General features: G+C 66.2%; 21 protein-coding genes. 9 read left to right on the top strand and 12 right to left on the bottom strand.

Features of this window, described 5'->3' with window-relative positions; all coding sequences use genetic code 11:
• Nucleotides 1-408 precede the first annotated feature (408 nt).
• Nucleotides 409-783, top strand: coding sequence for a hypothetical protein (locus tag Q8M13_RS18670; RefSeq protein ID WP_305301670.1), 375 nt, complete (start codon nucleotides 409-411; stop codon nucleotides 781-783).
• A gap of 15 nt (nucleotides 784-798) precedes the next feature.
• On the opposite strand, the gene Q8M13_RS18675 is transcribed toward Q8M13_RS18670, so the two are convergent.
• Entirely contained in the window at nucleotides 799-1,434 is a 636-nt protein-coding gene (locus Q8M13_RS18675) for a hypothetical protein (protein WP_305301672.1), read from the bottom strand.
• A gap of 171 nt (nucleotides 1,435-1,605) precedes the next feature.
• Between Q8M13_RS18675 and dapE the strand changes: the two genes are divergently transcribed.
• Nucleotides 1,606-2,754 (top strand): succinyl-diaminopimelate desuccinylase, encoded by a 1,149-nt coding sequence (dapE, locus tag Q8M13_RS18680; protein ID WP_305301674.1) that lies wholly within the window; start codon nucleotides 1,606-1,608, stop codon nucleotides 2,752-2,754.
• An 18-nt stretch (nucleotides 2,755-2,772) separates the two neighbouring features.
• Here dapE and truA read toward each other — a convergent pair whose 3' ends face one another.
• Both truA and fmt read right to left on the bottom strand, forming a co-directional pair.
• Nucleotides 2,773-3,564 (bottom strand): tRNA pseudouridine(38-40) synthase TruA, encoded by a 792-nt coding sequence (gene truA / locus Q8M13_RS18685; protein ID WP_305301675.1) that lies wholly within the window; start codon nucleotides 3,562-3,564, stop codon nucleotides 2,773-2,775.
• Nucleotides 3,564-4,490, bottom strand: coding sequence for a methionyl-tRNA formyltransferase (gene fmt / locus Q8M13_RS18690; RefSeq protein WP_305301676.1), 927 nt, complete (start codon nucleotides 4,488-4,490; stop codon nucleotides 3,564-3,566). The genes truA and fmt overlap by 1 nt, the downstream gene beginning before the upstream one ends.
• Nucleotides 4,491-4,577: 87 nt before the next feature.
• Between fmt and Q8M13_RS18695 the strand changes: the two genes are divergently transcribed.
• Complete coding sequence (locus tag Q8M13_RS18695) at nucleotides 4,578-4,931, top strand: hypothetical protein (protein WP_305301677.1); 354 nt, start codon at nucleotides 4,578-4,580, stop codon at nucleotides 4,929-4,931.
• On the opposite strand, the gene Q8M13_RS18700 is transcribed toward Q8M13_RS18695, so the two are convergent.
• From Q8M13_RS18700 to Q8M13_RS18715, 4 genes are all read right to left on the bottom strand, one after another.
• Nucleotides 4,921-5,712: a GNAT family N-acetyltransferase gene (locus tag Q8M13_RS18700; protein WP_305301678.1), complete on the bottom strand. Its 792-nt coding sequence runs from the start codon at nucleotides 5,710-5,712 to the stop codon at nucleotides 4,921-4,923. The two genes, Q8M13_RS18695 and Q8M13_RS18700, sit on opposite strands and share 11 nt — an antisense overlap.
• Before the next feature lie 65 nt (nucleotides 5,713-5,777).
• Nucleotides 5,778-6,050: a DUF4242 domain-containing protein gene (locus tag Q8M13_RS18705; protein ID WP_305301680.1), complete on the bottom strand. Its 273-nt coding sequence runs from the start codon at nucleotides 6,048-6,050 to the stop codon at nucleotides 5,778-5,780.
• A 106-nt stretch (nucleotides 6,051-6,156) separates the two neighbouring features.
• On the bottom strand, nucleotides 6,157-6,666 hold the full coding sequence (def, locus tag Q8M13_RS18710) for a peptide deformylase (RefSeq protein WP_305301682.1): 510 nt from the start codon (nucleotides 6,664-6,666) through the stop codon (nucleotides 6,157-6,159).
• A gap of 15 nt (nucleotides 6,667-6,681) precedes the next feature.
• Complete coding sequence (locus Q8M13_RS18715; protein ID WP_305301684.1) at nucleotides 6,682-7,953, bottom strand: DNA recombination protein RmuC; 1,272 nt, start codon at nucleotides 7,951-7,953, stop codon at nucleotides 6,682-6,684.
• A gap of 408 nt (nucleotides 7,954-8,361) precedes the next feature.
• On the opposite strand from Q8M13_RS18715, the gene typA reads away from it, so the two are divergent.
• From typA to Q8M13_RS18730, 3 genes are all read left to right on the top strand, one after another.
• On the top strand, nucleotides 8,362-10,194 hold the full coding sequence (typA, locus tag Q8M13_RS18720; RefSeq protein ID WP_305301685.1) for a translational GTPase TypA: 1,833 nt from the start codon (nucleotides 8,362-8,364) through the stop codon (nucleotides 10,192-10,194).
• Between the two features lie 206 nt (nucleotides 10,195-10,400).
• Entirely contained in the window at nucleotides 10,401-11,504 is a 1,104-nt protein-coding gene (locus Q8M13_RS18725) for a sensor histidine kinase (RefSeq protein ID WP_305301889.1), read from the top strand.
• Nucleotides 11,505-11,517: 13 nt separating this feature from the next.
• Entirely contained in the window at nucleotides 11,518-11,868 is a 351-nt protein-coding gene (locus tag Q8M13_RS18730; protein ID WP_305301890.1) for a response regulator, read from the top strand.
• An 11-nt stretch (nucleotides 11,869-11,879) separates the two neighbouring features.
• On the opposite strand, the gene Q8M13_RS18735 is transcribed toward Q8M13_RS18730, so the two are convergent.
• From Q8M13_RS18735 to Q8M13_RS18745, 3 genes are read right to left on the bottom strand one after another with little or no spacing between them, the layout of a single operon-like run.
• A complete protein-coding gene (locus Q8M13_RS18735; protein ID WP_305301686.1) occupies nucleotides 11,880-12,950 on the bottom strand; it encodes an HlyD family secretion protein in 1,071 nt (356 codons plus the stop codon).
• 2 nt (nucleotides 12,951-12,952) lie between these two features.
• Nucleotides 12,953-14,542 (bottom strand): MFS transporter, encoded by a 1,590-nt coding sequence (locus tag Q8M13_RS18740; RefSeq protein WP_305301688.1) that lies wholly within the window; start codon nucleotides 14,540-14,542, stop codon nucleotides 12,953-12,955.
• A gap of 35 nt (nucleotides 14,543-14,577) precedes the next feature.
• The gene (locus Q8M13_RS18745; protein ID WP_305301689.1) at nucleotides 14,578-15,039 is read right to left on the bottom strand and encodes a GNAT family N-acetyltransferase; all 462 of its coding nucleotides are present in this window, start codon (nucleotides 15,037-15,039) and stop codon (nucleotides 14,578-14,580) included.
• Between the two features lie 40 nt (nucleotides 15,040-15,079).
• Here Q8M13_RS18745 and Q8M13_RS18750 point away from each other — a divergent pair, with 40 nt between their 5' ends.
• Nucleotides 15,080-16,246, top strand: a complete 1,167-nt coding sequence (locus tag Q8M13_RS18750; protein ID WP_305301691.1) for an aminotransferase — start codon at nucleotides 15,080-15,082, stop codon at nucleotides 16,244-16,246.
• Nucleotides 16,247-16,449: 203 nt separating this feature from the next.
• On the opposite strand, the gene Q8M13_RS18755 is transcribed toward Q8M13_RS18750, so the two are convergent.
• A complete protein-coding gene (locus Q8M13_RS18755) occupies nucleotides 16,450-17,214 on the bottom strand; it encodes an SDR family oxidoreductase (RefSeq protein ID WP_305301692.1) in 765 nt (254 codons plus the stop codon).
• A 92-nt stretch (nucleotides 17,215-17,306) separates the two neighbouring features.
• Here Q8M13_RS18755 and Q8M13_RS18760 point away from each other — a divergent pair, with 92 nt between their 5' ends.
• Entirely contained in the window at nucleotides 17,307-18,272 is a 966-nt protein-coding gene (locus Q8M13_RS18760; protein ID WP_305301693.1) for an alpha/beta fold hydrolase, read from the top strand.
• A 2-nt stretch (nucleotides 18,273-18,274) separates the two neighbouring features.
• Here the strand turns inward: Q8M13_RS18760 and Q8M13_RS18765 are convergent, their stop codons facing one another.
• Nucleotides 18,275-19,006, bottom strand: coding sequence for an extensin family protein (locus Q8M13_RS18765; protein ID WP_305301694.1), 732 nt, complete (start codon nucleotides 19,004-19,006; stop codon nucleotides 18,275-18,277).
• 92 nt (nucleotides 19,007-19,098) lie between these two features.
• On the opposite strand from Q8M13_RS18765, the gene Q8M13_RS18770 reads away from it, so the two are divergent.
• Nucleotides 19,099-20,574, top strand: a complete 1,476-nt coding sequence (locus Q8M13_RS18770) for a M20 family peptidase (protein WP_305301695.1) — start codon at nucleotides 19,099-19,101, stop codon at nucleotides 20,572-20,574.
• The last annotated feature ends 24 nt before the right edge of the window (nucleotides 20,575-20,598 follow it).

Genomic DNA, 20,598 nt, shown 5'->3' on the forward strand with positions numbered 1-20,598 from the left:
CCTGTTTTCGTATGTGCGTTGGGCTGGAGGGGCGGTCTGGACCGCGTTTCCCGCCGCCACAGACCAAGTCATCCACAGGAAAAGGCCCGCAACCATACCCGCAGGCGGCGTTTACCATAGCAATCGCTTCTCGCCCATGAGGCGAATCAGTAGCTTACCTATCGAACACCGCACTACACGCAACGTAACCGAGCTAGCGCTTGAAATGGCAGGACTCTCCTCCGGAGAATCAATGCTGTTTTGATCGAGAGAAAGACTGTTGCTGACAACACGGTTAACTCGAATTAACTTTAATGCAAGGCCCGCACCATGAATTCAGCGCCTTCGCTCAAAGTCGTAGCGTCCTCAAAGCCCCGCGGGGAGCAGCCCCTCGCCGAGGCCTCGATCGGCCCCCTGGATGTGGAGACCATGCGGTCCTACTACCGCTGGGGCGGCCACCTCTCGACCGCGCTGGTTCGCATCCGCTCGAAGTTCGACGGAGATCTGGACCAGTGCCTTCTCTACCTAATCTTCCTGCTGGCGGAGCTGTCCGAAGCGATGCCGCGCGGCCCGCGCCCGCCACAGACCTTCCGCCGCCGCCGCGGGTTGAATGCGCTCAGCCTGGCTGAAATCACCCAGATCCCGCGCGAGACCGCCCGGCGCAAACTTCTGGCCCTGGTCGAGCGGGGCTATCTGGTCCGCGAGGGCGATGGCCTGTTCACGCTAGGCGAGGCCTATGACGCCAGCCAGTTCTTCGACGACCTGAAGCCCTTGCTGGGCGAGACCGTCCAAGCTGAGAAATAGCCTGCCTTCCGGCGGCTATTCCGCGCCGTCGAGCTTGCGCCACAGCGCACGGATGGCCAGGGCGCGTAGCGCCGCGTCCTCGGTCTCCAACGGCGCGAGACCCAGCTTCTCGAGACAATCGTTGAGGGTCAGCGGCTCGCGGCGCGACAACCCGATCCCGCGCTGGCGCGCGACGGCCTGGAACCGCCGCCAGGCGCACTCGGAGCCAGCCGCGGCCGCCACGGCCTGATCGGGCAGCATTCCCGACTGCAGCACTCGGTGGAAGCCAACCAGGGTCGCGCCCGCGCACAGCTTGATCGCCAACTGCCCAAACAGCGCGTCGCTGATAGGCTCGACCAGCAGGTCCTCGCTCGCCGCCCCGCCGTACACCATCGCCGGGCTGGTGGAGCGCACGAAGGCGCTGAACGCCACATTCCCTCGATCATCCACGAAAGCGTACTGCATCACCTGCTGGCGACCGTCGGCGGCGACGAGCCGTGCGGCGAAGTAAAGATGGTCGCTGGCGGAGACCTGGCGCGCCGACTTGGCGGCCGCGTCGCGGACAAAGGTCTCGCTCCGGCCGCCCGCCCCGCACCAGGCGAGGAGATCGGCGATGCTCTCACCGCGTTCCTGCGGCGGCTGCGCGACACTCTTGCGGAAAAACATCAACATCACTTCGGCCCCGACGGCAGATGATTAATCGGCCATCGGCCGCGCCGGGTCGATGTGATGGGTTCCCATTTCGGGCGGGGGCGACCTCGTCGCCTACCCATTCCGGGCTGGCGGGTCGCCGGCCCCGCCTCGCCCATTGCTCCGCGCCCCGCCCCCGGCTACCAGCAAGCCATGTCCGAGCTCGACCCCATCGCCCTGACCCAGGAACTGATTCGCCGCCCGTCGGTGACCCCCGCCGACGAAGGCGCCATGGACATCGTCCAGCGCACCCTGGAAGGCCTCGGCTTCGCCTGTAAGCGGATGCGCTTCGGCGAGATCGAGAACCTCTACGCCCGCTACGGAACCGCGCGGCCGAACCTCTGCTTCGCCGGCCACACCGACGTGGTGCCGGTGGGCGACGCCCAGGCCTGGAGCCGCGAAGCCTTCGCCGCCGAGATCGTCGACGGCATGCTGATCGGCCGCGGCTCGGTCGACATGAAGAGCGCGGTGGCCGCCTTCGCCGCCGCCGCCGGCAAGGCCATCGCGGCGGGCCAGGTGAAGGGCTCGCTGTCCTTCCTGATCACCGGCGATGAAGAAGGCGTGGCCACCCACGGCACCAAGATGGTCGTCGAGGCGCTGAAGGCGCAGGGCGAAATCCTCGACCATTGCATCGTCGGCGAGCCGTCGAGCGCCGAGACCTTCGGCGACATGATCAAGATCGGCCGGCGCGGCTCGATCAACACCTGGATCACGGTCGATGGCCGCCAGGGCCACGTCGCCTATCCGCACCGCGCCGCCAACCCGATCCCCGTGCTGATCGACCTGCTGGCCAAGCTTCAAAACCACGTGCTGGATGAGGGTTACACCGGTTTCCAGCCCTCCAACCTGGAGGTCACCACGGTCGATGTGGCCAACGGCGCTACGAACGTCATCCCCGCCCAAGCCAAGGCCCGTCTCAACATCCGCTTCAACCCCTCGCACAAGGGCGCCGAGCTGGCCGCCTGGATCGAGGCCGAAGCCGCCAAGGCCGCCGAGAGTTTCGGCGGGACCATCAAGGTCGAACCCGTCGTCAGCGGTGAAGCGTTCCTGACCGAGCCTGGCGCGTTCACGGACGTGGTGGCCGCCGCGGTCCAGGATGTCTCAGGCTCTGCGCCTGAACTTTCCACCACCGGCGGCACCTCCGACGCTCGCTTCATTCGCGACCTTTGCCCGGTGGTCGAACTGGGCCTGGTGGGCAAGACCATGCACGCCGTGGACGAACGCGCGCCGGTCCAGGAAATTCGCGATCTCCAGCGGGTCTACGAGCGCGTGATCGAGCGCTACTTCAGCAAGTTCGGCTGACGCCCCCAGCCTCGCTCGTCATCCTCCGGTCGCCTGCGGCTGACCGGACGGTGACGAGGCAAGGCGGCCAGCTTCGTACTTCACGCCCACCAGATATAGGCCATCGGCCGGGGCGACCGGCCCGCACGCCTTGCGGTCCCGCGCGTCGAGCGCCGCCTTCACATCCGCGGCGCTCCAGCGTCCGATCCCCACCTCAGCCAGGGTTCCGGTCATCGAGCGGACCTGACGATGCAGGAATGAGCGCGAAGCGAACTCCAGCAGCACCTGCTCGCCCTCGCGCCAGACCCGCGCCACGTCCATGGTCTTGATCGGCGACTTGGCCTGGCACTGCATGTGTCGGAAGGTTGTGAAGTCGTGATTGCCGATCAGCACCTGAGCAGCGTCGTGCATCGCCTCGGCGTCGAGCGGCTTCTTCAGGTGCCAGACCTTGCCCCGGTCGAGGGCCGGCGGACTCTTGCGATTGAGGATGCGGTAGATGTAGCGCCGCTCGGTCGCTGAGAACCGCGCATGCCAATCGCCTTCCGCCACCTGGGCGTCGATGATCGCAATCGGCTCGGGCATCAGATGGGCGTTCAGAGCGTCGCGCACGACTTCCGGCCGCCATTCGCGCTCCAGGTCGATATGGATCACCTGGCCTGTCGCATGGACCCCGGTGTCGGTGCGGCCCGCCGCCTGCAGGCGCAGGGTCTGGCCGCTGAACGCCTTGACCGCGCGCTCGATGGAACCCTGCACCGAAGGCAAGGTCTCCTGCGCCTGGAACCCCTTATAGGGCTGGCCGTCATATTCGATGGTGAGGCGGTAGCGCGGCATCAGCTGAGCTGGGTCCCTGCCGGAACCGCCAGCCCGCGCAGGAAGGTCTCGGCGTCCTGTGGCCCGCGCCCCTCGCGCTGTACTCGCAGCAGACGCACCGCGCCCTCCCCGCAGGCGATGAGCAGGGCGTCGTCCAGCGCCAAGCCGGCCGGGCCATCGCCGTCCTCGCGCCGGGAAAGCAGCGCCTTCACGCGCAGCGGCCCCTTCTCGGTCGCAAGCTCGAACCAAGCGCCGGGAAATGGCGAGAGCCCACGGATCTTGAAATCGACTTCCGAGGCCGGCTTGGCCCAGCGTATCCGAGCCTCCTTAGGCCGGATCTTCTTGGCGTAGGTCTCGCCGTCCTGCGGCTGCGGGGTGGCGCTGGCTTCGCCACGCTCGACGGCGGCCATAGTGCGGGCCAGCAAGGCCGCGCCGGCCTCCGCCAAGCGATCATGCAGGGTTCCGGCGGTCTCCAGGGCGTCGATACGCACGCTTTCAGATGACAGCACCGGCCCTTCGTCCAGGCCTTCGGTCATCTGCATGACCTCGACGCCGGTCACCTTGTCGCCCGCCATGATCGCCCGCTGGATCGGCGCGGCGCCCCGCCAACGCGGCAACAGCGACGCGTGCAGGTTGAAGCAGCCCAGTTTCGGAGCGTTCAACACGGCGGCCGGCAGGATCTGGCCAAAGGCGACCACCACGCCGGCGTCCAGGTTCAGGGCGGCGAAGGCTTCGATTTCCTCAGGGTCGCGCATAGAGACCGGGGTCCGCACCGGAAGGCCGCGCGCCTCGGCATAGGCCTGCACAGGCGAGGGCTTCAGCGCCTGCCCCCGCCCGCGGGGGGCCGGCGGCTGGGAGTAAACGCACGCGACCTCGTGACCGGCCTGAACCAAGGCGTCCAGGGCGGCGACGGCGAAGTCGGGGGTTCCGAGAAAGGCGATACGCATCCCTCTCGGTTTAGACGCGAAGCACGGATTTAGGAACCACACGCAAGCTTCGCCGTTCAACTGCAAGCTCGGGTAGGGAGATACTCCATGCGCAACCTCGTGATCATCAGCCTCGCCGTCGCCGGTCTGAGCCTTTCGGCATGTTCGGAAGCCAAGCAGGAACAGGCGAAAGCCACGGCCGACCGCGCCGCCGCCGAGACCAAGGCCACCGCCGAGAAGGCCGCCGCCGAGGCCAGGGCCGCGGCGTCCAAGGTCGCGACTGAAACCAAGGCCGCCGCGACCAGTCCTGAAGCCCAACAGACCCGCGAGCGGGTCCGGACCGCAGCTCAGGACGCCGCCGTCCAGGCCAAGGGCGCCGCGCGCGCCGCGGCCCGGGACACCAAGGCGGCGATCCACGACGCGACCGCCCCGACGCCGGCTCCGGCAGCCCCTACGAACTAGCCGCGCTGGCCTCCTCGGGAAGACCATAGGGGCGCAGCGTCCAGGTGGTTTCCCGGCCTGCAGGCACGAAGCCCAACCGCTCCAGGATGGGCCGGCTGGTGTCGCGCGCTTCGATGCTGAGATAGGCCAAGCCGCGCGCCCTGGCCTCGGCGACCCGCGCGGCCACCAAGGCCCGATAGAGGCCCCGCCGTCGGTGGGCGGGTGCGACGCCGCCCCCGAACAATTGGCCGAAGGTGCGCCCCGGCGCCATCTCCAGCCGCGCCGACGCGACCGCCTCGCCGGCGACGCAGGCTATGAACAACGCCATGTCGGGATCGTCCAACTGCTTGGCGAAGGCCGCGCGCTGCCACGCCTCTTCGTGGCCAAAGGCCTTGCCGCCCGCGCTGACGAACCCGTCCAGATCCTCCAGGGTCCGCACCCTTCGCACCTCAACGCCGTCGGCCGGCGCCCCGGCCACATCGCCGGCGAGATCAAAAAACATCAGGGTGCCGGGCGGGGCAGGCTCGAAGCCGGCCTCGGCGAGGCAAGCGGCCAAGCCCGGCGGGCCGTCATGATCATAGACGCGCCACATGAGCTCCTCACCCCGCGCGCGGAACCAGGCCACCTGCTCGCCCACCGCCCCGCCCATGGTCTGCGTCGTCAAATCCCAGGCCGAGACGTAGTTGAAGCCGCCAGTCAGCAGGACGAGCCCATCGCGTCGTTCGACGGCGATCCCAGCCGGGGGAGCAGGATTGGCGCGCACCTCGGCGTCGAAACGGGCCAGCACAAGGTCAAGGTTCATTCGCCGAGGCTAACGAGAACCAGCGCTGCAAGCGAGACTGTTGAAAGCCAGGGCGTCCGCCACGTCTACTCGGCGGTAGTCGGGCTGATGATCGTACGAACCTGGGAGATGGCGTTGGCCGGGAAACCGGCCTTCTGCGCGTGCTCGCGCAGCAGGTCCTCGCTCGGCGCGCGATAGATGCAGTATATCTTGTCGGCGGTGACGTAGCTCTGGACCCACTGGATGGAGGGTCCCAGCTCGTTCAGCACCAGGCATGAGGTTTGCGACGCACTCTTCAGGTCATCTGGCCCCAGAGCCCCGACGCCCGGCATGTTTCGCTCAATGACAAATTCCGGCATGGGGATCTCCCATCGCTTGGGCGCGCCGACAGAGCGGCGCCAAAGCGCAGAGATACCAAAGATATTCGAAAATGTCAGGCGACGCCGCGCCTAGCGTTGTCGCCCGCTAGGCGGCGCGGGACTGCTTCTTCACCTTGGCGACCGCACGTTCACGCTTCAGGCGCGACAGGTGATCGATGAAGAGCACGCCTTCGAGGTGATCCATTTCGTGCTGGATGCAGACGGCGAACAGGCCCTCAGCGTCCTCGACGACTTCCTCGCCCTGATAGTTCAGGTACTTCAGCTTCACGCGAGCCGGGCGCTCGACCTCGTCGTAGATATCCGGGATCGAGAGGCAGCCCTCTTCGTAAGGCGCGGTCTCTTCCGACGACCAGACGATCTCCGGATTCACATAATAGCGCGGCGCCTTGGGATCGTCGGGGCCGGCGATGTCCATGACAATCACCCGCTTGGGCACGCCGATCTGGATCGCGGCCAAGCCTATGCCGGGGGCGTCGTACATGGTCTCGAGCATGTCATCCATGAGCGCGCGCAGATCGTCATCGACCTTCTCGACCGGTTGCGACACCAGCTTCAGGACGGGATCGGGAACGACAAGGATTTCACGTATAGCCATAGGAACGCAGGTAGGTCAGCGACCCTTTGCCGTCAAGGCGGCGGGGCGTCCCTGGAGTTCGTCGCCATCGTCGGCGGCGAGCTTGGTCAGCGGCCTGATCCCGGTTTCGACCGGTGCGAGCTCGGCAATCTCCTTGCCCTCATGATCAACTTTCAGATCCTCGAACCGGCGGGCCTGGGTCATGACCTGGGTCTCCAGCGAGCCCACGAATTGGTTATAGCGGCCCACCGCGGCTTCCAACGCCTTGCCCACAGAAGCGGCGTGGCCGCCCATCACCGACAGACGCTTGTAGAGTTCACGACCCAGCTTGGATATCTCCTGGGCGTTGGCAGCTTGCTCTTCCACGCGCCAGCCGTAGACCACGGCCTTGCAGAGCGCGAACAAGGTGGTCGGCGTCACGACCAGCACCCGACGATCCATGGCCTCGGTCATCAGTTCCGGCGCACGCTCCAACGCCGCCGCCAGGAAGCTGTCGCCAGGAATGAACATGGCGACGAAGTCGGGCGAGCCCTGATTGAACTGATCCCAGTAAGACTTGGCCGATAGCCCCATCATGTGAGCGCGCACGCTCTGAGCGTGACGGACGTAGCAAGACTCACGCGTCGCATCATCCACCGCGTCCTGGGCGTCCAGGAATGCGTTCAGCGAGCACTTGGCGTCAATGACGAACACAGCCCCGCCCGGCAGGCGCACGGTGACGTCCGGACGCCGGCGCCCTTCCTCGGTGTCAGTCGAAGTCTGCTCGTCGAAATCGTAGCGATTATGAAGGCCGGCGGCCTCCAGCACATTCCGCAGGGTCTGTTCACCCCAGCGCCCCTGGACGCCGGCCCCGCGACGTAGCGCCGCAGACAGCTTCCGGGCTTCGCTCTGGGTGGCGATCGAGGCGGTCAGCAGTTGATTGATCTGTTCCTTCAGGCCGCCGGTTTCCTCGGCGCGCGTTTTTTCAACCGCGACGACCTGCTCCTGGAACTTGGCCAGGCTGTCGGCGACGGGCTTGAGCTGCGCCTCGAGGCGAGCCTGCGCCAGTTGCTCTCTATTATGGAACGTCTCATCGGCGCGCTTCATCACCTGCTCGGCGATGGTGGCGGCGGCCTCCGCCTGCAGGAAGGCGCTGTTTTTGGCGCTCTGCTCTTCCATGACCCGCACCCGCGCCGCGGCGTCCTGGAGATCCCAAGCCCTTGCCTCAGCACGGTTGGCGCGGCTGCGCTCCATCAGGGCCCAGGCGATCGCCGGCGCCGCCGCCACGAGCGCGGCGATGAGGGCGATAAGGAAGAAGTCTAAGTTCATGCTCCGTTCTATAATCGGAGTCGCGCGATCGAGCTAGCGGCGGCCAGGAACATGCGCTAAGGGCGCAGGCCAAAAAAAAAGCCGGACCCGAGGGCCCGGCAGTTCATTAGGGAGGAAACGCCCAGGAAGGGCAGAGGCGTCAGCGACGCCTCACAATTCGAGTTATAGAGTGCGACGCACAAAATGCCAAGCACTTTTGTGACTTCCTGATCACGTTTTTCGCAACCTCTGAAAAATCACGTTACAAATCAGTGCGATTTCGGCCGCCAAACCGCGCACTCAAAATGCTGCGCTGCACAATCAGAAAATAGCAATGTTCGGCGTTGCGGCGAGAAGGCGCTGGCTAATTGGCCATTCGTCGCCTAAAAGCGCGCGCTTCCCCAAATAGGGCGTTCAAAAGCCAAATCAATGTCGCTCCGCAACATCGCCATCATCGCACACGTCGACCACGGCAAGACAACGCTCGTGGATCAGCTGCTCGCCCAATCGGGCATTTTCCGAGCCAATGAGGCGACGGTAGAGCGCGCCATGGACTCGAACGACCAGGAGCGCGAACGCGGGATCACCATCCTCGCCAAGTGCACCAGCGTCCTCTGGCACGGCAAGGCGGGTGAAACCCGCATCAACATCATCGACACCCCAGGCCACGCCGACTTCGGCGGCGAGGTCGAACGGATCCTTGGCATGGTGGACGGCTGCGTCCTCCTGGTTGACGCCGAAGAGGGCGTCATGCCCCAGACCAAGTTCGTTCTGGGCAAGGCGCTGAAGATGGGCCTTCGCCCGATCCTGTGCCTCAACAAGGTTGACCGCGCCCACGCCGATCCCGACCGGGTCCTCAACGACGCCTTCGACCTGTTCGCGGCCATGGGCGCCAGCGACGAACAACTCGACTTCCCGCACATCTATGCGTCGGGCAAGAACGGCTGGGCGACGATGGATCTGGCCCAACCTAACGACAACCTGGCCCCGCTCTTCGACCTGATCGTCGACCACGTGCCGGAGCCCGCGGCCGTCGCCCGCAAGGACGAGCCGTTCAAGATCCTGTCAGTCCTGATCGAAAACGACCCCTTCCTGGGTCGCCTGCTGACCGGCCGCATCGAAAGCGGCAAGGCCACGCCTGGTCTCGCCATCCACGCCCTCGGCATCGACGGCAAGGAAGTCGAACGGGGCCGGATCACCAAGGTCCTGGCGTTCCGCGGCCTGAAGCGTCAGCCGATTGAAGACGCCGAAGCTGGCGACATCGTCGCCATCGCCGGCCTCGCCAAGGCGACCGTGGCCGACACGCTGTGCGCCATGGAAGTCACCGATCCGCTTCCCGCCCAGCCGATCGACCCGCCGACCATTTCCATGACGGTTTCGGTGAACGACAGCCCGCTGGCTGGCCGCGAAGGCGACAAGGTCCAAAGCCGCGTCATTCGTGACCGCCTGCTGAAGGAAGCCCAGTCCAACGTCGCCATCCGCGTGACGGAGACGGTGGACAAGGACGCCTACGAAGTCGCCGGTCGCGGCGAACTGCAGCTCGGCGTGCTGATCGAAGGCATGCGTCGCGAAGGCTTCGAAGTCTCCATCAGCCGTCCGCGCGTGGTCTTCCAGACCGACGAGGAAACCGGCCAGCGCATGGAGCCGATCGAAGACGTCATGATCGACGTCGACGAAGAGTTCACCGGCATCGTCATCGAGAAGCTTTCGGCGCGTAAGGCCGAGCTGAAGGACATGGGGCCGTCCGGCGCCGGCAAGACGCGCATCAGCCTGATGTCGCCGTCGCGCTCGCTGATCGGCTACCAGGGCGAGTTCCTCACCGACACCCGCGGTTCGGGTGTGCTGAACCGCGTGTTCAGCCACTATGAGCCCTACAAGGGTGCGATCGACGCCGGCCGTAAGGGCGTGCTCGTTTCGAACTCCGATGGTGAAACCGCGGCCTACGCCCTCTGGAACCTCGAAGAGCGTGGGACGATGTTCGTCGGCGCCGGCGAGAAGACCTATCAGGGCATGATCATCGGCGAGAACAGCCGCGCCGACGATCTCGACGTCAACCCGATGAAGGCCAAGCAGCTCACCAACGTCCGCGCCTCCGGCAAGGATGAAGCGGTGCGCCTGACCCCGCCCCGCCGCATGACCCTCGAACAGGCCATCGCCTATATCGAAGAAGATGAGCTGGTCGAGGTGACGCCGAAGTCGATCCGCCTGCGCAAGCAGGTTCTGAACCCCTCCTTCCGCAAGCGTCGCGTCAAGGAGGAGTAGTAGCGCGGGGCGATCCGGCCGAGGTTTCGGGTTCCAACCGACAACTCGCGCGCGAGCGGGCGTTTCGCCTGCTCGCGCTTACCGTCACCGCCCTGTTCCTAGCTTTTGCGGCGCTCGGCGGCGCCTTCGTCTGGTACGATCGCGCCGCCGCCGCCGTTTCTCATACTCATGAAGTCCGCACCGGCATCGACGGCCTCCGCCAGGCCCTGACCGACGCGGAGTCCGCTCAGCGGGCCTTCATCCTAACCGGCGACAGCCAGTTCGCCGGACGCGTCGAAACCGGTCGCAAGCTCGCTCACCGCCAGATCGACACTCTCGACCGACTGACCCAGGACAACCCGCTCCAGCAGCGCCGGATTGACGAGCTTCGTCGCCTGATGGCGACACGGCTGAACATCATAGATCAAACCATGGACGCCCGCCGGCAGGGCACGGTGGGCGCGGCGATCCAGATCATCGCGCGCGGTGAAGGCATGGCGGCCATGGACGGCGTGCGCCGGATCGCCACCGAGCTGGAACACGAAGAAGCCAGGCTCGAGGCGGTTCGATCGAGACAGGTCGCCACCGTTCGCGCCGTGCTGATCGCGGCCACGCTGATCTTCGCCGCCCTGTTGGCGATGCTGTTCTTCAAGGCCCTCCGCGACATCAGCCTCGACCGGGAAGTCGAGGCCGACACGGCCGAACGCCTACGCGCACTGCTGGCCGACCGGACCCTGCTCCTCGATGAGGTGAACCACCGGGTGAAGAACTCGCTGCAGCAGATCGCGAGCGTGGTGCGCCTGCAGTCGCGAACTGTCGAACACACCGACGCTCGCGAGGCGCTCGAAAAGACCCTGGACCGGATCATCGCCGTCGGCCGGGTACACGAACAACTCTACAAGACCGGCGGGGAAATCGGCGCCTTCGACGCGGGCCACTACGCCAAGGCGCTGTCCCATGATCTGGTCGAGTCGCTAGGCCGCGACGACATTGTCCTGGAGACGGATATCCAGTCGGCCGTGCTGGATGTGCGCCAGGCCGTGCCGTTGGCGCTGATCCTCAATGAGTTGATCACCAACGCTTTGAAGTACGGCTGCCCGCCCGACAGGCCGTCCCGCATCAAGGTCACCTTTGGAACCGAAGGCGACGACTATCGCTTGTCTGTGTCAGATGATGGCGACGGCCTTCAGGAGGGCTTTACGCCACACGCCAAAAAGAGCTTGGGGATGAGAGCCATCGAGGCTCTGTCGCGACAACTAGGCGGGCGTTTCGAGATTGAACGACCGGAAGCCGGCGCCGCATTCGCGGTGCTCTTCCCGAGGAGTAAGTAGGCCGATGCGCATTATGGTTGTTGAAGACGACGCACTAATCGCATTGGACATTGTGAGCCTTTTGGAAGACATGGGCCACGAGGTGGTGGCCGAGGCCGCAGACGCCGTAACGGCCTGGGAGCTGGCCGAGGGTGGCCCTCCGGACCTTGCTCTGGTCGACATTCGCCTGGCCAAGAACACCGATGGCGGCAAGCTTGCTCGCAAGCTCTACGATCAGCTCGGCGTTCGCTCGCTGTTCGTCTCCGGCTCGATCACCGACGACTTCCGCGTGGCGATGGCCGCGATCAACCCTGTCGGTTTCCTTGGCAAGCCGCTCACGCGCCACACGCTGGGCGAAGCCCTGCGCAGCGCCACCCACCACTAGGGCGAAACACGCTACCTGCGTCGCGTGTCGATGCTGACCACCGCCGACATCCCCGGCCGTAGCCGTGCCGCCGCCTCTTGGTCCGGATCGATCGCGATACGGACCGGCAACCGCTGAACCACCTTGGTGAAGTTGCCGGTCGCATTGTCGGCCTTGATGATCGAAAATTCCGATCCGGTCGCCGGCCCAATGCGTTCCACCCGCCCAGACAAGGTCACGCCCGGTAGAGCATCGACGCGGATTCGTACCGGCTCGCCCACCCCGACGTCGGCCACCTGGGTCTCCTTGAAATTGGCCGTGATCCAGACTGTTTCGGGAACCAAGCCCATCAATTGCGTGCCGGGCGTGACGTACTGGCCAACCTTGACCCCGACCTCCCCCACCTGACCGGCGATCGGCGCGGTGATCTTAGTGTTCTGCAGGTCGATCTCGGCCAGCTTGACCGCCGCCTGCGCCCTGGCGACCGCCGCTTCCAGAGCCGCACGGCTGACATCGACCGAGGTCAGGTCCTCTCGCGCAACGCGCGCCTGGGCGTCGGCCTGGGCGACGCCGGCCTCGGCCTGCTGCACCGCCAGCCGCAGCCGGTCGAGCTCGGTCGGGGCGAGCCACCCTTGGTCAACCAGCGGCCGCGCCCGATTGTAGTCGGCCTTGGCCTTGGCCAGGGCCGCCCTGGCGCTGGCGCCTTCGCTGCCGACCAGGCTGATATTGGCCTCGCCCCGGCGGCGCTGCTGATCCCAATTGGCGAGGTTGGCCTTTTCCGACGCCAAGCCGGCGCGGGCCTGTTCCAACTTTTCGCGATAGTTCCCGTCATCGATCACCACCAGGGTCTGGCCCTTGGCGACCTGCATGAAATCCTTGACCAGCACCTGGGTTACATAGCCGTCCAGCTTGGGACTGATCAGGGTGACATTGCCCCGAACATAGGCGTTGTCAGTGCTCTGGATCCCCGTGTCGAAGGGCGGCAGCCGCCAGGCGAACAACACCAGCAACACACCGCCGATCGCCGCGGCCACGATCGGAATGGCGGCGCGTGACCAGGGTCTGCGCACGGGCGCCGGGGCGGTTTCAGGCGTGTCGCTCAAGATCAAACAGCCTTTGCTGGAATGAGGGCGTTGGCGCGACGCGTGCGCGCGTCCTCGCGTAGACGCACCGCCAGGAGGTAGAAGAACACCAATAGCGACAACACCGCGATCACCCGGAATACGTCGCCATAGGCCAAGGCCGTGGCTTCGCGGGTTACGACTTGAGCCAGCAGCGCGACGCCTTCGGCCTGGCGGATCGCCGCGTCGCTCACCGTCCCCGCATAGACCCCGGCATACTGCTGAAGCCTGGCGACGACCTGGGGGTCGGCCAGGGTCAGATGCTCGACGATCTGGCTGGTGTAGGCCCGCTGGCGAATGGTCAGCAGCGTGCCGAGGAAAGCCGAGCCGGCCAACGCGCCCAGGCTCTGGCCGGCGCCGAAGATCACCGCGAAACTGACGATGAACTCCTGCCCCTGGCGCATGGCGCGGGAAAAGCCCGCCAACATCGCGGCGGGCAGGAACAGCGCGCTCGCAAAGGCGATCAGTCCCTGGCTGACATACATCTGCTCGGGCCGGGTCAGACTGGTCAGTCGGCTGTCGGACCATGCCGCCGCCGCGATCAGCAGCAGGGCGATCAGGGCCGGAGTGGAGACCCGGGCCGGATTGATCGTCACCGCCACCCCGATCACCCCGGCTAGAGTCGCCCAGCACATCACCCAGGACAGCCCTCGCATCTGGTCGTTGTTGACGCCCATCGCCTGGAGGAAGCCCAACGCCCCGACCCCCTGCTCCGACAGCACGATCCGGAACAGCAGGATGATCACCGCCAGACGCAGCATGTCGGAGGTGGTCAGCCATCGGACGTGCAGCAACGGCTTCTCGCGGTGCAACTCCAGCAGGACCGAGGCCGACAGCAGGATGATCGCCGCCACCAGAGACCAGCCCAGCCAGGGTGCATTGAACCACCAGACGAAGCGCCCCTGGGACAGCACGGCGCACAGCAGCGCCACGCCGGGCGCGAACAGCGCGAAGGTCAGGAAATCGCGGGCCTGGAACATCTTCACCCGGGGGATGGGCGGCAGCGGCATGAGGTTCACCGCCGCCAGACAGAGCAGGCTGAGCCCGATCTCCAGCAGGTAAAGACCGTGCCACTGGCCGATCTGCAGCAGGTCGGACGAGACCAGTCGCGATAGCGGCGCAGCCAGTTGGCTCCACCCGACCCCGAGCGCTATGCCCATGGGCCGCTTGGCCTCCGGCACGGCGTTGATCATGTAGAGCAGGGCAAGCGTACTGAGCGCCGTCGCCGCCACGCCCGCCGCCGCGCGCACCGCAATGGCCGAGCGCAGGTCGTCGGTGAACAGGTGCGCTAGAGCCACGACGATGAACAGCCCAAGGCCGATGTCGGCGAACAGCCGCAGCCCGTACTGGAACCGGAACTTGATCGCCAGCAGGGCGATCGTCGCATTGGTGGCTGTATAGGCGGTCGCCAGCCACGCCGCCTCGTTGGAATAGGCGCCCAACGAACCCTGAATCCAGGGCAGGTTGTTATTGATGAGGTTGAAGCCCAAGCCCTGGGTCAATCCCAGCAGGATCGAGACCGCTCCGTAGGCGAAGTAGCGCGCTCTGGATGGCTGCAACGCCACGCCCGCCATCTGCCTACCGCCTCCTGCCCACCGGAGCGTCCAAGCTAGACCGGGCGCTCCATCCAGACATCACAACGCGCATAATCGCTCGGCGGTCGCATGGCCGGGTCGAGATCGACAAATCCCATGGCGCGATAGAGGCCGAGCGCGGGGGCGAGGCTGGAATTGGTCTCGAGGTAGAGCCGCGGCGCGCCATCGGCCCGCGCCTTGTCGATGCAGGCCTGCATCAGCAGCCGGCCCAGGCCCGTCCCCCGCGCGGCCTCGGTCACGGTCATCTTTGCGACCTCATAGCCGCCGTCGGCCATAGCGATCAGGGCCACGCAGCCAATGACCTCGCCATCGCGCTCAGCCATGAAGATGTGGCCGCCGCGATCCAGGATCTTGCCCTTAGGATCGTCCAGCACGGCGCGATCTTTCGCCTCGATGGCGAAGTGCTTCGATATCCAAGCCTCGTTCAGGGACCGCCAAGCCTGAGCGTGACGGGGTTCGAAAGCTATGATCCGCATAGGCGAAATATCCCGCGCCCCGCTATGCTAGGCAACCATCATGGCCAATCCGATCTTCGCAAACCTGCCCACCACCGTGTTCGAGGAAATGTCGGGCCTGGCCCGCGAACACGGGGCCATCAATCTGGGCCAAGGCTTCCCGGACGACCCCGGCCCCAAGGCGATCCGGACCAAGGCCGCCGACGTGGTGATGAACGGCTACAACCAGTATCCGCCGATGGCCGGCCTGCCGGAGTTGCGTCAAGCCGTCGCCGGTCACTACGCCAGGACGCAAGGGCTCGACCTCGATTGGACGAGCGAGGTGACCATTACCTCGGGCGCCACCGAAGCGCTGGCCGCGGCGTTCTTCGGCCTGATCCAGCCCGGCGACGAGGTGGTGGTCTTCCAGCCGCTCTACGACGCCTATCTGCCGCTGATCCGTCGCGCCGGCGGCGTGCCCAGGCTGGTGAAGCTGTCCCCGCCCAACTGGCGGTTCGACCGCGCCATGCTTGAGGCGGCGTTCACGCCGGCGACGCGCTTTGTGGTGCTGAACAATCCGATCAATCCGGCCGGAGCGGTGTTGCCCGACGCCGACCTGGCCCTGCTGGCTGAATTCTGCGTGCGTCATGACGCCATCGCCATCTGCGACGAGGTCTGGGAGCAAGTTGTGTTCGACGGCGCCGTCCACCGCCCACTAATGGCCTACCCCGGCATGCGCGAGCGGACGGTGAAGATCGGTTCGGCCGGCAAGATGTTCGGCCTGACCGGCTGGAAGGTCGGCTTCCTCTGCGCCGCGCCCGTCCTGACCCATGTGCTGTCGCGCACCCACCAATTCCTGACCTTCACCACCCCGCCGAACCTGCAGGCGGCGGTGGCGTTCGGCCTGGAAAATAGCGGCGACTGGTTCGAGGCGATGCCCAAGGCGTTGCAGCGCTCACGCGACCGGTTGGCCGCGGGCCTGCAGCGCGAAGGCTTCGCGGTCCTGCCGAGCCAAGGCACCTATTTCCTCAATGTGGATCTTGCCGCCTCAGGCGTCACCGAAGACGATCGGGCCTTCGCTCTGCGCGCGGTTCGGGAAGCTGGCGTCGCGAGCATTCCAGTCTCGGCCCTCTACGAGGAAGACCACGTCACGACGATCCTGCGGCTTTGCCTGGCCAAGAAGGACGAGACGCTCGACGCCGGCGTCGAGCGCCTAGCCAAGGCGCGGGACCTGTCGCGGAAGGGTTAAGCGCTGTCCTTCTCATTGAGGCCCCGCGCATGTGAGTCTGAATCGATATCTATCTCTCCTCCCCCATTAATGGGGGAGGGGGACCGGCGCAGCCGGTGGAGGGGGCGAGACTGGGCTCAGCGCTTGCGGCTTGCCCCCTCCACCACCCTACGGGCGGCGCCCCTCCCCCGCTTCGCAGGGGAGGAAACACGCCTCTCAGTCGATCAGCAGGTCGAGCCGCCATCGACGACGATGGCCTGGCCGGTCATCCACGAGCCGGCCTTGGAGGCTAGGAACACCGCCGCGCCGGCGATGTCGTCCGGCTCGCCCAGGCGACGCAGCGGGGTATTGGCGCTGGAACGCTTCTCGGCTTCCGGAGTGTCCCACAGCGCCTTGGCGAAGTCGGTCTTCACCAGACCCGGCGCGATGCAGTTGACGCGGATGTTGTCGGGGCCAAGCTCGACCGCCAAGTTGCGGGCCAGCTGGAAGTCGGCCGCCTTGGAGATGTTGTAGGCGCCGATCCCAGTTGATCCGCGCAGGCCCCCAATCGACGATATGATGATCACCGACCCTTCGCGACGCTCGCGCATCTGGGGCGCGGCCATCTGGATCAGCCAGTTGTTGGCGATGATGTTGTTGTCGAGAATCTTGCGGAACTGATCGTCGTTGATCTGCGACATCGGGCCGAAGAACGGGTTGGTCGCAGCGTTGCAGACCACGATGTCGATCTTGCCGAACGCCTTGACGGTTTCGTCGACCAGACGCTGCAGGTCTTCCTTCGACGAGATGCTGGCCGGGATGGCGATGGCCGCACCGGGGTGCTTGGCGTTGATCTCGGCGGCGACCTCATCGCACGGGCCGGCCTTGCGGGACGAGATGACGACCTTGGCGCCGTGTTCGGCCATGCGCTGGGCGATGGCCTTGCCGATCCCGCGCGAGGATCCGGTGATGACAGCGACCTTACCGGCCAGATCGAACAACTCGCCCATGGCGTTCCCTCTAAACACGTGTTTGATTTTGTGTGTCGCCATTTGCCGCACAGGGCGACGTTGGGTCAAGCTTGGCCTCTGGAGAGCCCGCAATGCCGAATTTCCAAACCATCGACCTGCCAGATGTCAGCCTGCGGGCGGCGATTGAAGGGCAAGGCCCGCTGGTGGTCATGGTCCACGGCTTTCCGGAGAGTTGGTATAGCTGGCGTCACCAGATGGGTCCGGTGGCGCAGGCCGGCTTCAAGGTCTGCGCTCTCGACGTGCGCGGCTATGGCGGCTCCTCGCGGCCCGAGGCGATCGAAGCCTATGACATGGAGCACATGGTCGCCGACGTGGCCGGCGTCATCGAAACGCTGAGCCCGGACGCCCCTGCCGTTCTGGTCGGCCACGACTGGGGCGCGCCGATCGTCTGGAACACCGCCCTGATCCGCCCCGACCGCGTGCGTGCGGTCGCCGGCCTATCGGTGCCCTATACGGGCGTCCCCAAGCGCCCGTTCACCGATCTGATCGAGAACGTCTTCACCAGCCGCGGCAAGTTCTTCTACCAGGCCTGGTTCCAGAACGTCGGGCCGGCCGAGGCCGAGCTGGAGGCCGATCCGCGCGCCTCGCTGCGCAAATTCTACTACGCCATCAGCGGCGATGCGCCGGACGGAACCTGGCCGAACGACAAGCCCCATGGCGCAACCCTGCTGGAAGGCCTGGTCGATCCCGATCCCTTCCCCGCCTGGCTGACCGACTCCGACCTCGACTACTACGCGGCCGAGTTCGAGCGCTCCGGCTTCCCCGGCCCGCTGAACCGCTATCGCAACCACCAACGGGACTTCGAGTATCTCTCGCAGTTCGAAGGCCGGAAGATCGAGCAGCCGTCGCTGTTCATCGGCGGCGAGCGCGACCTGGTGCTGAGCATGCTGGGCCGCGGCGATCTGGTGGAAATCATGGGCGCGGAGATGACCGACCTGCGCGGCGCCGACATCCTTCCCGGCTGCGGCCACTGGACCCAGCAGGAGCGCCCAGAAGAGGTCAACGCCCGGCTATTGCCCTGGCTGGCCTCGCTCTAGCCTCAGCGGCACGTGCGGTAGCGACCGAAGTCCAGGTGCAGATGGTCGCGGTGGGCGGCGTTGTAGTCAGGGCTGAGCGTCGCGCGAAACCAGTCGCACGCGCCGTCCCGCGCCGCGCGCAAGAATTGCCCACGCTCGTCCTCACGCGCGAAATCCCCCAGCACGGTCAGGCGCCGGCCGTCCGCAGTCCGAAAGCCGGCGACATCCAGAGCGTTGGCGAAGGCATGCTCACTGCGGCGGCCCTCCGCCTGATTGTAGATGTTGCGGCACGCATAGGTCCCCAGGTGATCGACCTGGGTCACTGGCTGGCCCAGGAGCCGGCGCGCGGCCGGCTGCAATCGGTGCCGATCCCAAAAGGCGTAGCTCAGGGCCTGCGGGCAGGTCATCGCCGGAGCCGCCGGCGACAAGCGGGTCACCCCGCCTGTCAGCCGCACGGCGTTGAGTTGCGCGCAAGAGCCGTCGACCTGCTCGGCCACTTCGGCGAAGCGCACGCCCCCTTCGCGCAGGATGGCCCGACACAGCCGGCGATCCTGCGCGGCGGTCGAGAACTTGGCCGCCGTCGCCAAGCCCGGCGGGTCCTCCAGCCTTAGCGGCTTCCAGGGCAGATCCTGCGGCGGGGCGGCGGCGTCGATCCACCAAAGCGTCGCAATCGCGACGAGCGCGACGTCCAGCAGGGTGGTCCAGACTGCGCCCAGCCAGACGTTTTGCGGAGAGGAAACGGGAACCTTGGCCACGCGCACCGAACGGTCAGACGCCCCTTCGGTTCAGTGGGCTTTTCTTACCGTTCGTCATCGACCTATGGTCGCCGCGGGTTGGGGAGCGAAACATGAAACTCATCGGCAAGATCACTCTGGGCCTGATCGGCTTGCTGGTCATCCTGGCCGCCGTCGTGGCGATCCGCACGATCACCTATAAGCCGCCATCGGCCGCGGACCTCACCCAAGTCAAACTGGCCCCTCCTGTCGCGATCGACACCGCCAAGGCCGCCGAGCACCTGTCCCAGGCCATCGGCTTCCAGACCGTCAGCCACCAGGACAAGTCGGAAGACCAGCCGGCCGAGTGGGACAAACTGCACGCCTGGCTGCAGGCCACCTATCCCGCGATCCACGCCGCAACCACCCGCGAAGTCATCTCGGACCACACCCTGGTCTACACCTGGAAGGGCTCGGACCCGAGCCTTTCGCCCATCGTGCTGATGGCCCATCAGGACGTCGTGCCCGTGACCCCGGGCACCGAGAAAGACTGGAAGCATCCGCCCTTTGACGGCCTGATCGCTGATGGCGCGGTCTGGGGTCGCGGGGCCATCGACGACAAGGGCTCGCTGATCACGCTGTTCGAAGGCGCCGAGGCGCTGGCCGCCAAGGGGTTCAAGCCCCGCCGCACGGTGATCATCGTGTCCAGCCATGACGAAGAAGTGCGCGGCCAGGGCGCGCGCGCCGCCGCAGCCCTGCTGAAATCCCGCGGAATCACCGCTGACTTCGTGCTGGACGAGGGCATGGCGATCATCGCCGACAACCCCGTCATGGGCGGCCCCGTCGCATTGATCGGCGTCGCCGAGAAAGGCTATGGCACGCTGGAGGTCACCGCCAAGGCGACCGGCGGCCACTCCTCGGCTCCGCCAGCCGATTCGGGCGGCGTCGCTACTCTGGCGAAGGCGCTGGTGAAGATCACCGACGCGCAGTTCCCGATGAAGCTGGACGGCCCCGGCGCGGGCATGCTGCAGGTCCTGGCGCCGGAAGGCTCCTGGCCGATCCGGATGGCCGTCGCCAACCGCTGGCTGTTCGAACCGCTGATCGTCAAGCAAACCGCCGCCACCCCAGCCGGGGCCGCGTTGCTGCACACCACCATCGCCCCGACCATGCTCAAGGGCAGCCCCAAGGAAAACGTCCTGCCGCAGGACGCCACGGCCTGGATCAACTACCGCATCGCGCCTGGCGACACCGCCGCCAGCGTGCTGGCCTACACCAAGGCCGCGGCCGGGGACCTGCCGGTCACCATCGCCTGGGCCAAAACGCCGGACGAGCCTTCGCCAGTCTCCTCGACCAGCTCCGACGGCTGGAAGGCCATCGCGGCCCTGGCCGGCGATATGGCCAAGGCGCCGGTCGCCCCGGGCCTAGTCACCGCCGGCACAGACAGCCGCTACATGCAGCCGGTCGCCAAGGACGTCTATCGCTTCCAGCCGATGAAGTTCGCGCTGAAGGACACCCAGATGATCCACGGCACCAACGAACACATGACGCTGGAGAACCTTGGGTTAGCGGTGCAGTTCTACGCCCGGCTGATCGCCACGGCCGCCGGCTGAGGAGCCGGGTCGACAGCGGCCGGG

The organism is Phenylobacterium sp. (assembly GCF_030681155.1).
Classification (GTDB): domain Bacteria; phylum Pseudomonadota; class Alphaproteobacteria; order Caulobacterales; family Caulobacteraceae; genus Phenylobacterium.

Coding starts and splice junctions, on each gene's coding strand:
- Q8M13_RS18670 (WP_305301670.1), top strand. CDS start 409: ATGCGGTCCTACTACCGCTGGGGCGGCCACCTCTCGACCGCGCTGGTT.
- Q8M13_RS18675 (WP_305301672.1), bottom strand. CDS start 1,434: ATGTTGATGTTTTTCCGCAAGAGTGTCGCGCAGCCGCCGCAGGAACGC.
- dapE (WP_305301674.1), top strand. CDS start 1,606: ATGTCCGAGCTCGACCCCATCGCCCTGACCCAGGAACTGATTCGCCGC.
- truA (WP_305301675.1), bottom strand. CDS start 3,564: ATGCCGCGCTACCGCCTCACCATCGAATATGACGGCCAGCCCTATAAG.
- fmt (WP_305301676.1), bottom strand. CDS start 4,490: ATGCGTATCGCCTTTCTCGGAACCCCCGACTTCGCCGTCGCCGCCCTG.
- Q8M13_RS18695 (WP_305301677.1), top strand. CDS start 4,578: ATGCGCAACCTCGTGATCATCAGCCTCGCCGTCGCCGGTCTGAGCCTT.
- Q8M13_RS18700 (WP_305301678.1), bottom strand. CDS start 5,712: ATGAACCTTGACCTTGTGCTGGCCCGTTTCGACGCCGAGGTGCGCGCC.
- Q8M13_RS18705 (WP_305301680.1), bottom strand. CDS start 6,050: ATGCCGGAATTTGTCATTGAGCGAAACATGCCGGGCGTCGGGGCTCTG.
- def (WP_305301682.1), bottom strand. CDS start 6,666: ATGGCTATACGTGAAATCCTTGTCGTTCCCGATCCCGTCCTGAAGCTG.
- Q8M13_RS18715 (WP_305301684.1), bottom strand. CDS start 7,953: ATGAACTTAGACTTCTTCCTTATCGCCCTCATCGCCGCGCTCGTGGCG.
- typA (WP_305301685.1), top strand. CDS start 8,362: ATGTCGCTCCGCAACATCGCCATCATCGCACACGTCGACCACGGCAAG.
- Q8M13_RS18730 (WP_305301890.1), top strand. CDS start 11,518: ATGGTTGTTGAAGACGACGCACTAATCGCATTGGACATTGTGAGCCTT.
- Q8M13_RS18740 (WP_305301688.1), bottom strand. CDS start 14,542: ATGGCGGGCGTGGCGTTGCAGCCATCCAGAGCGCGCTACTTCGCCTAC.
- Q8M13_RS18745 (WP_305301689.1), bottom strand. CDS start 15,039: ATGCGGATCATAGCTTTCGAACCCCGTCACGCTCAGGCTTGGCGGTCC.
- Q8M13_RS18750 (WP_305301691.1), top strand. CDS start 15,080: ATGGCCAATCCGATCTTCGCAAACCTGCCCACCACCGTGTTCGAGGAA.
- Q8M13_RS18755 (WP_305301692.1), bottom strand. CDS start 17,214: ATGGGCGAGTTGTTCGATCTGGCCGGTAAGGTCGCTGTCATCACCGGA.
- Q8M13_RS18760 (WP_305301693.1), top strand. CDS start 17,307: ATGCCGAATTTCCAAACCATCGACCTGCCAGATGTCAGCCTGCGGGCG.
- Q8M13_RS18770 (WP_305301695.1), top strand. CDS start 19,099: ATGAAACTCATCGGCAAGATCACTCTGGGCCTGATCGGCTTGCTGGTC.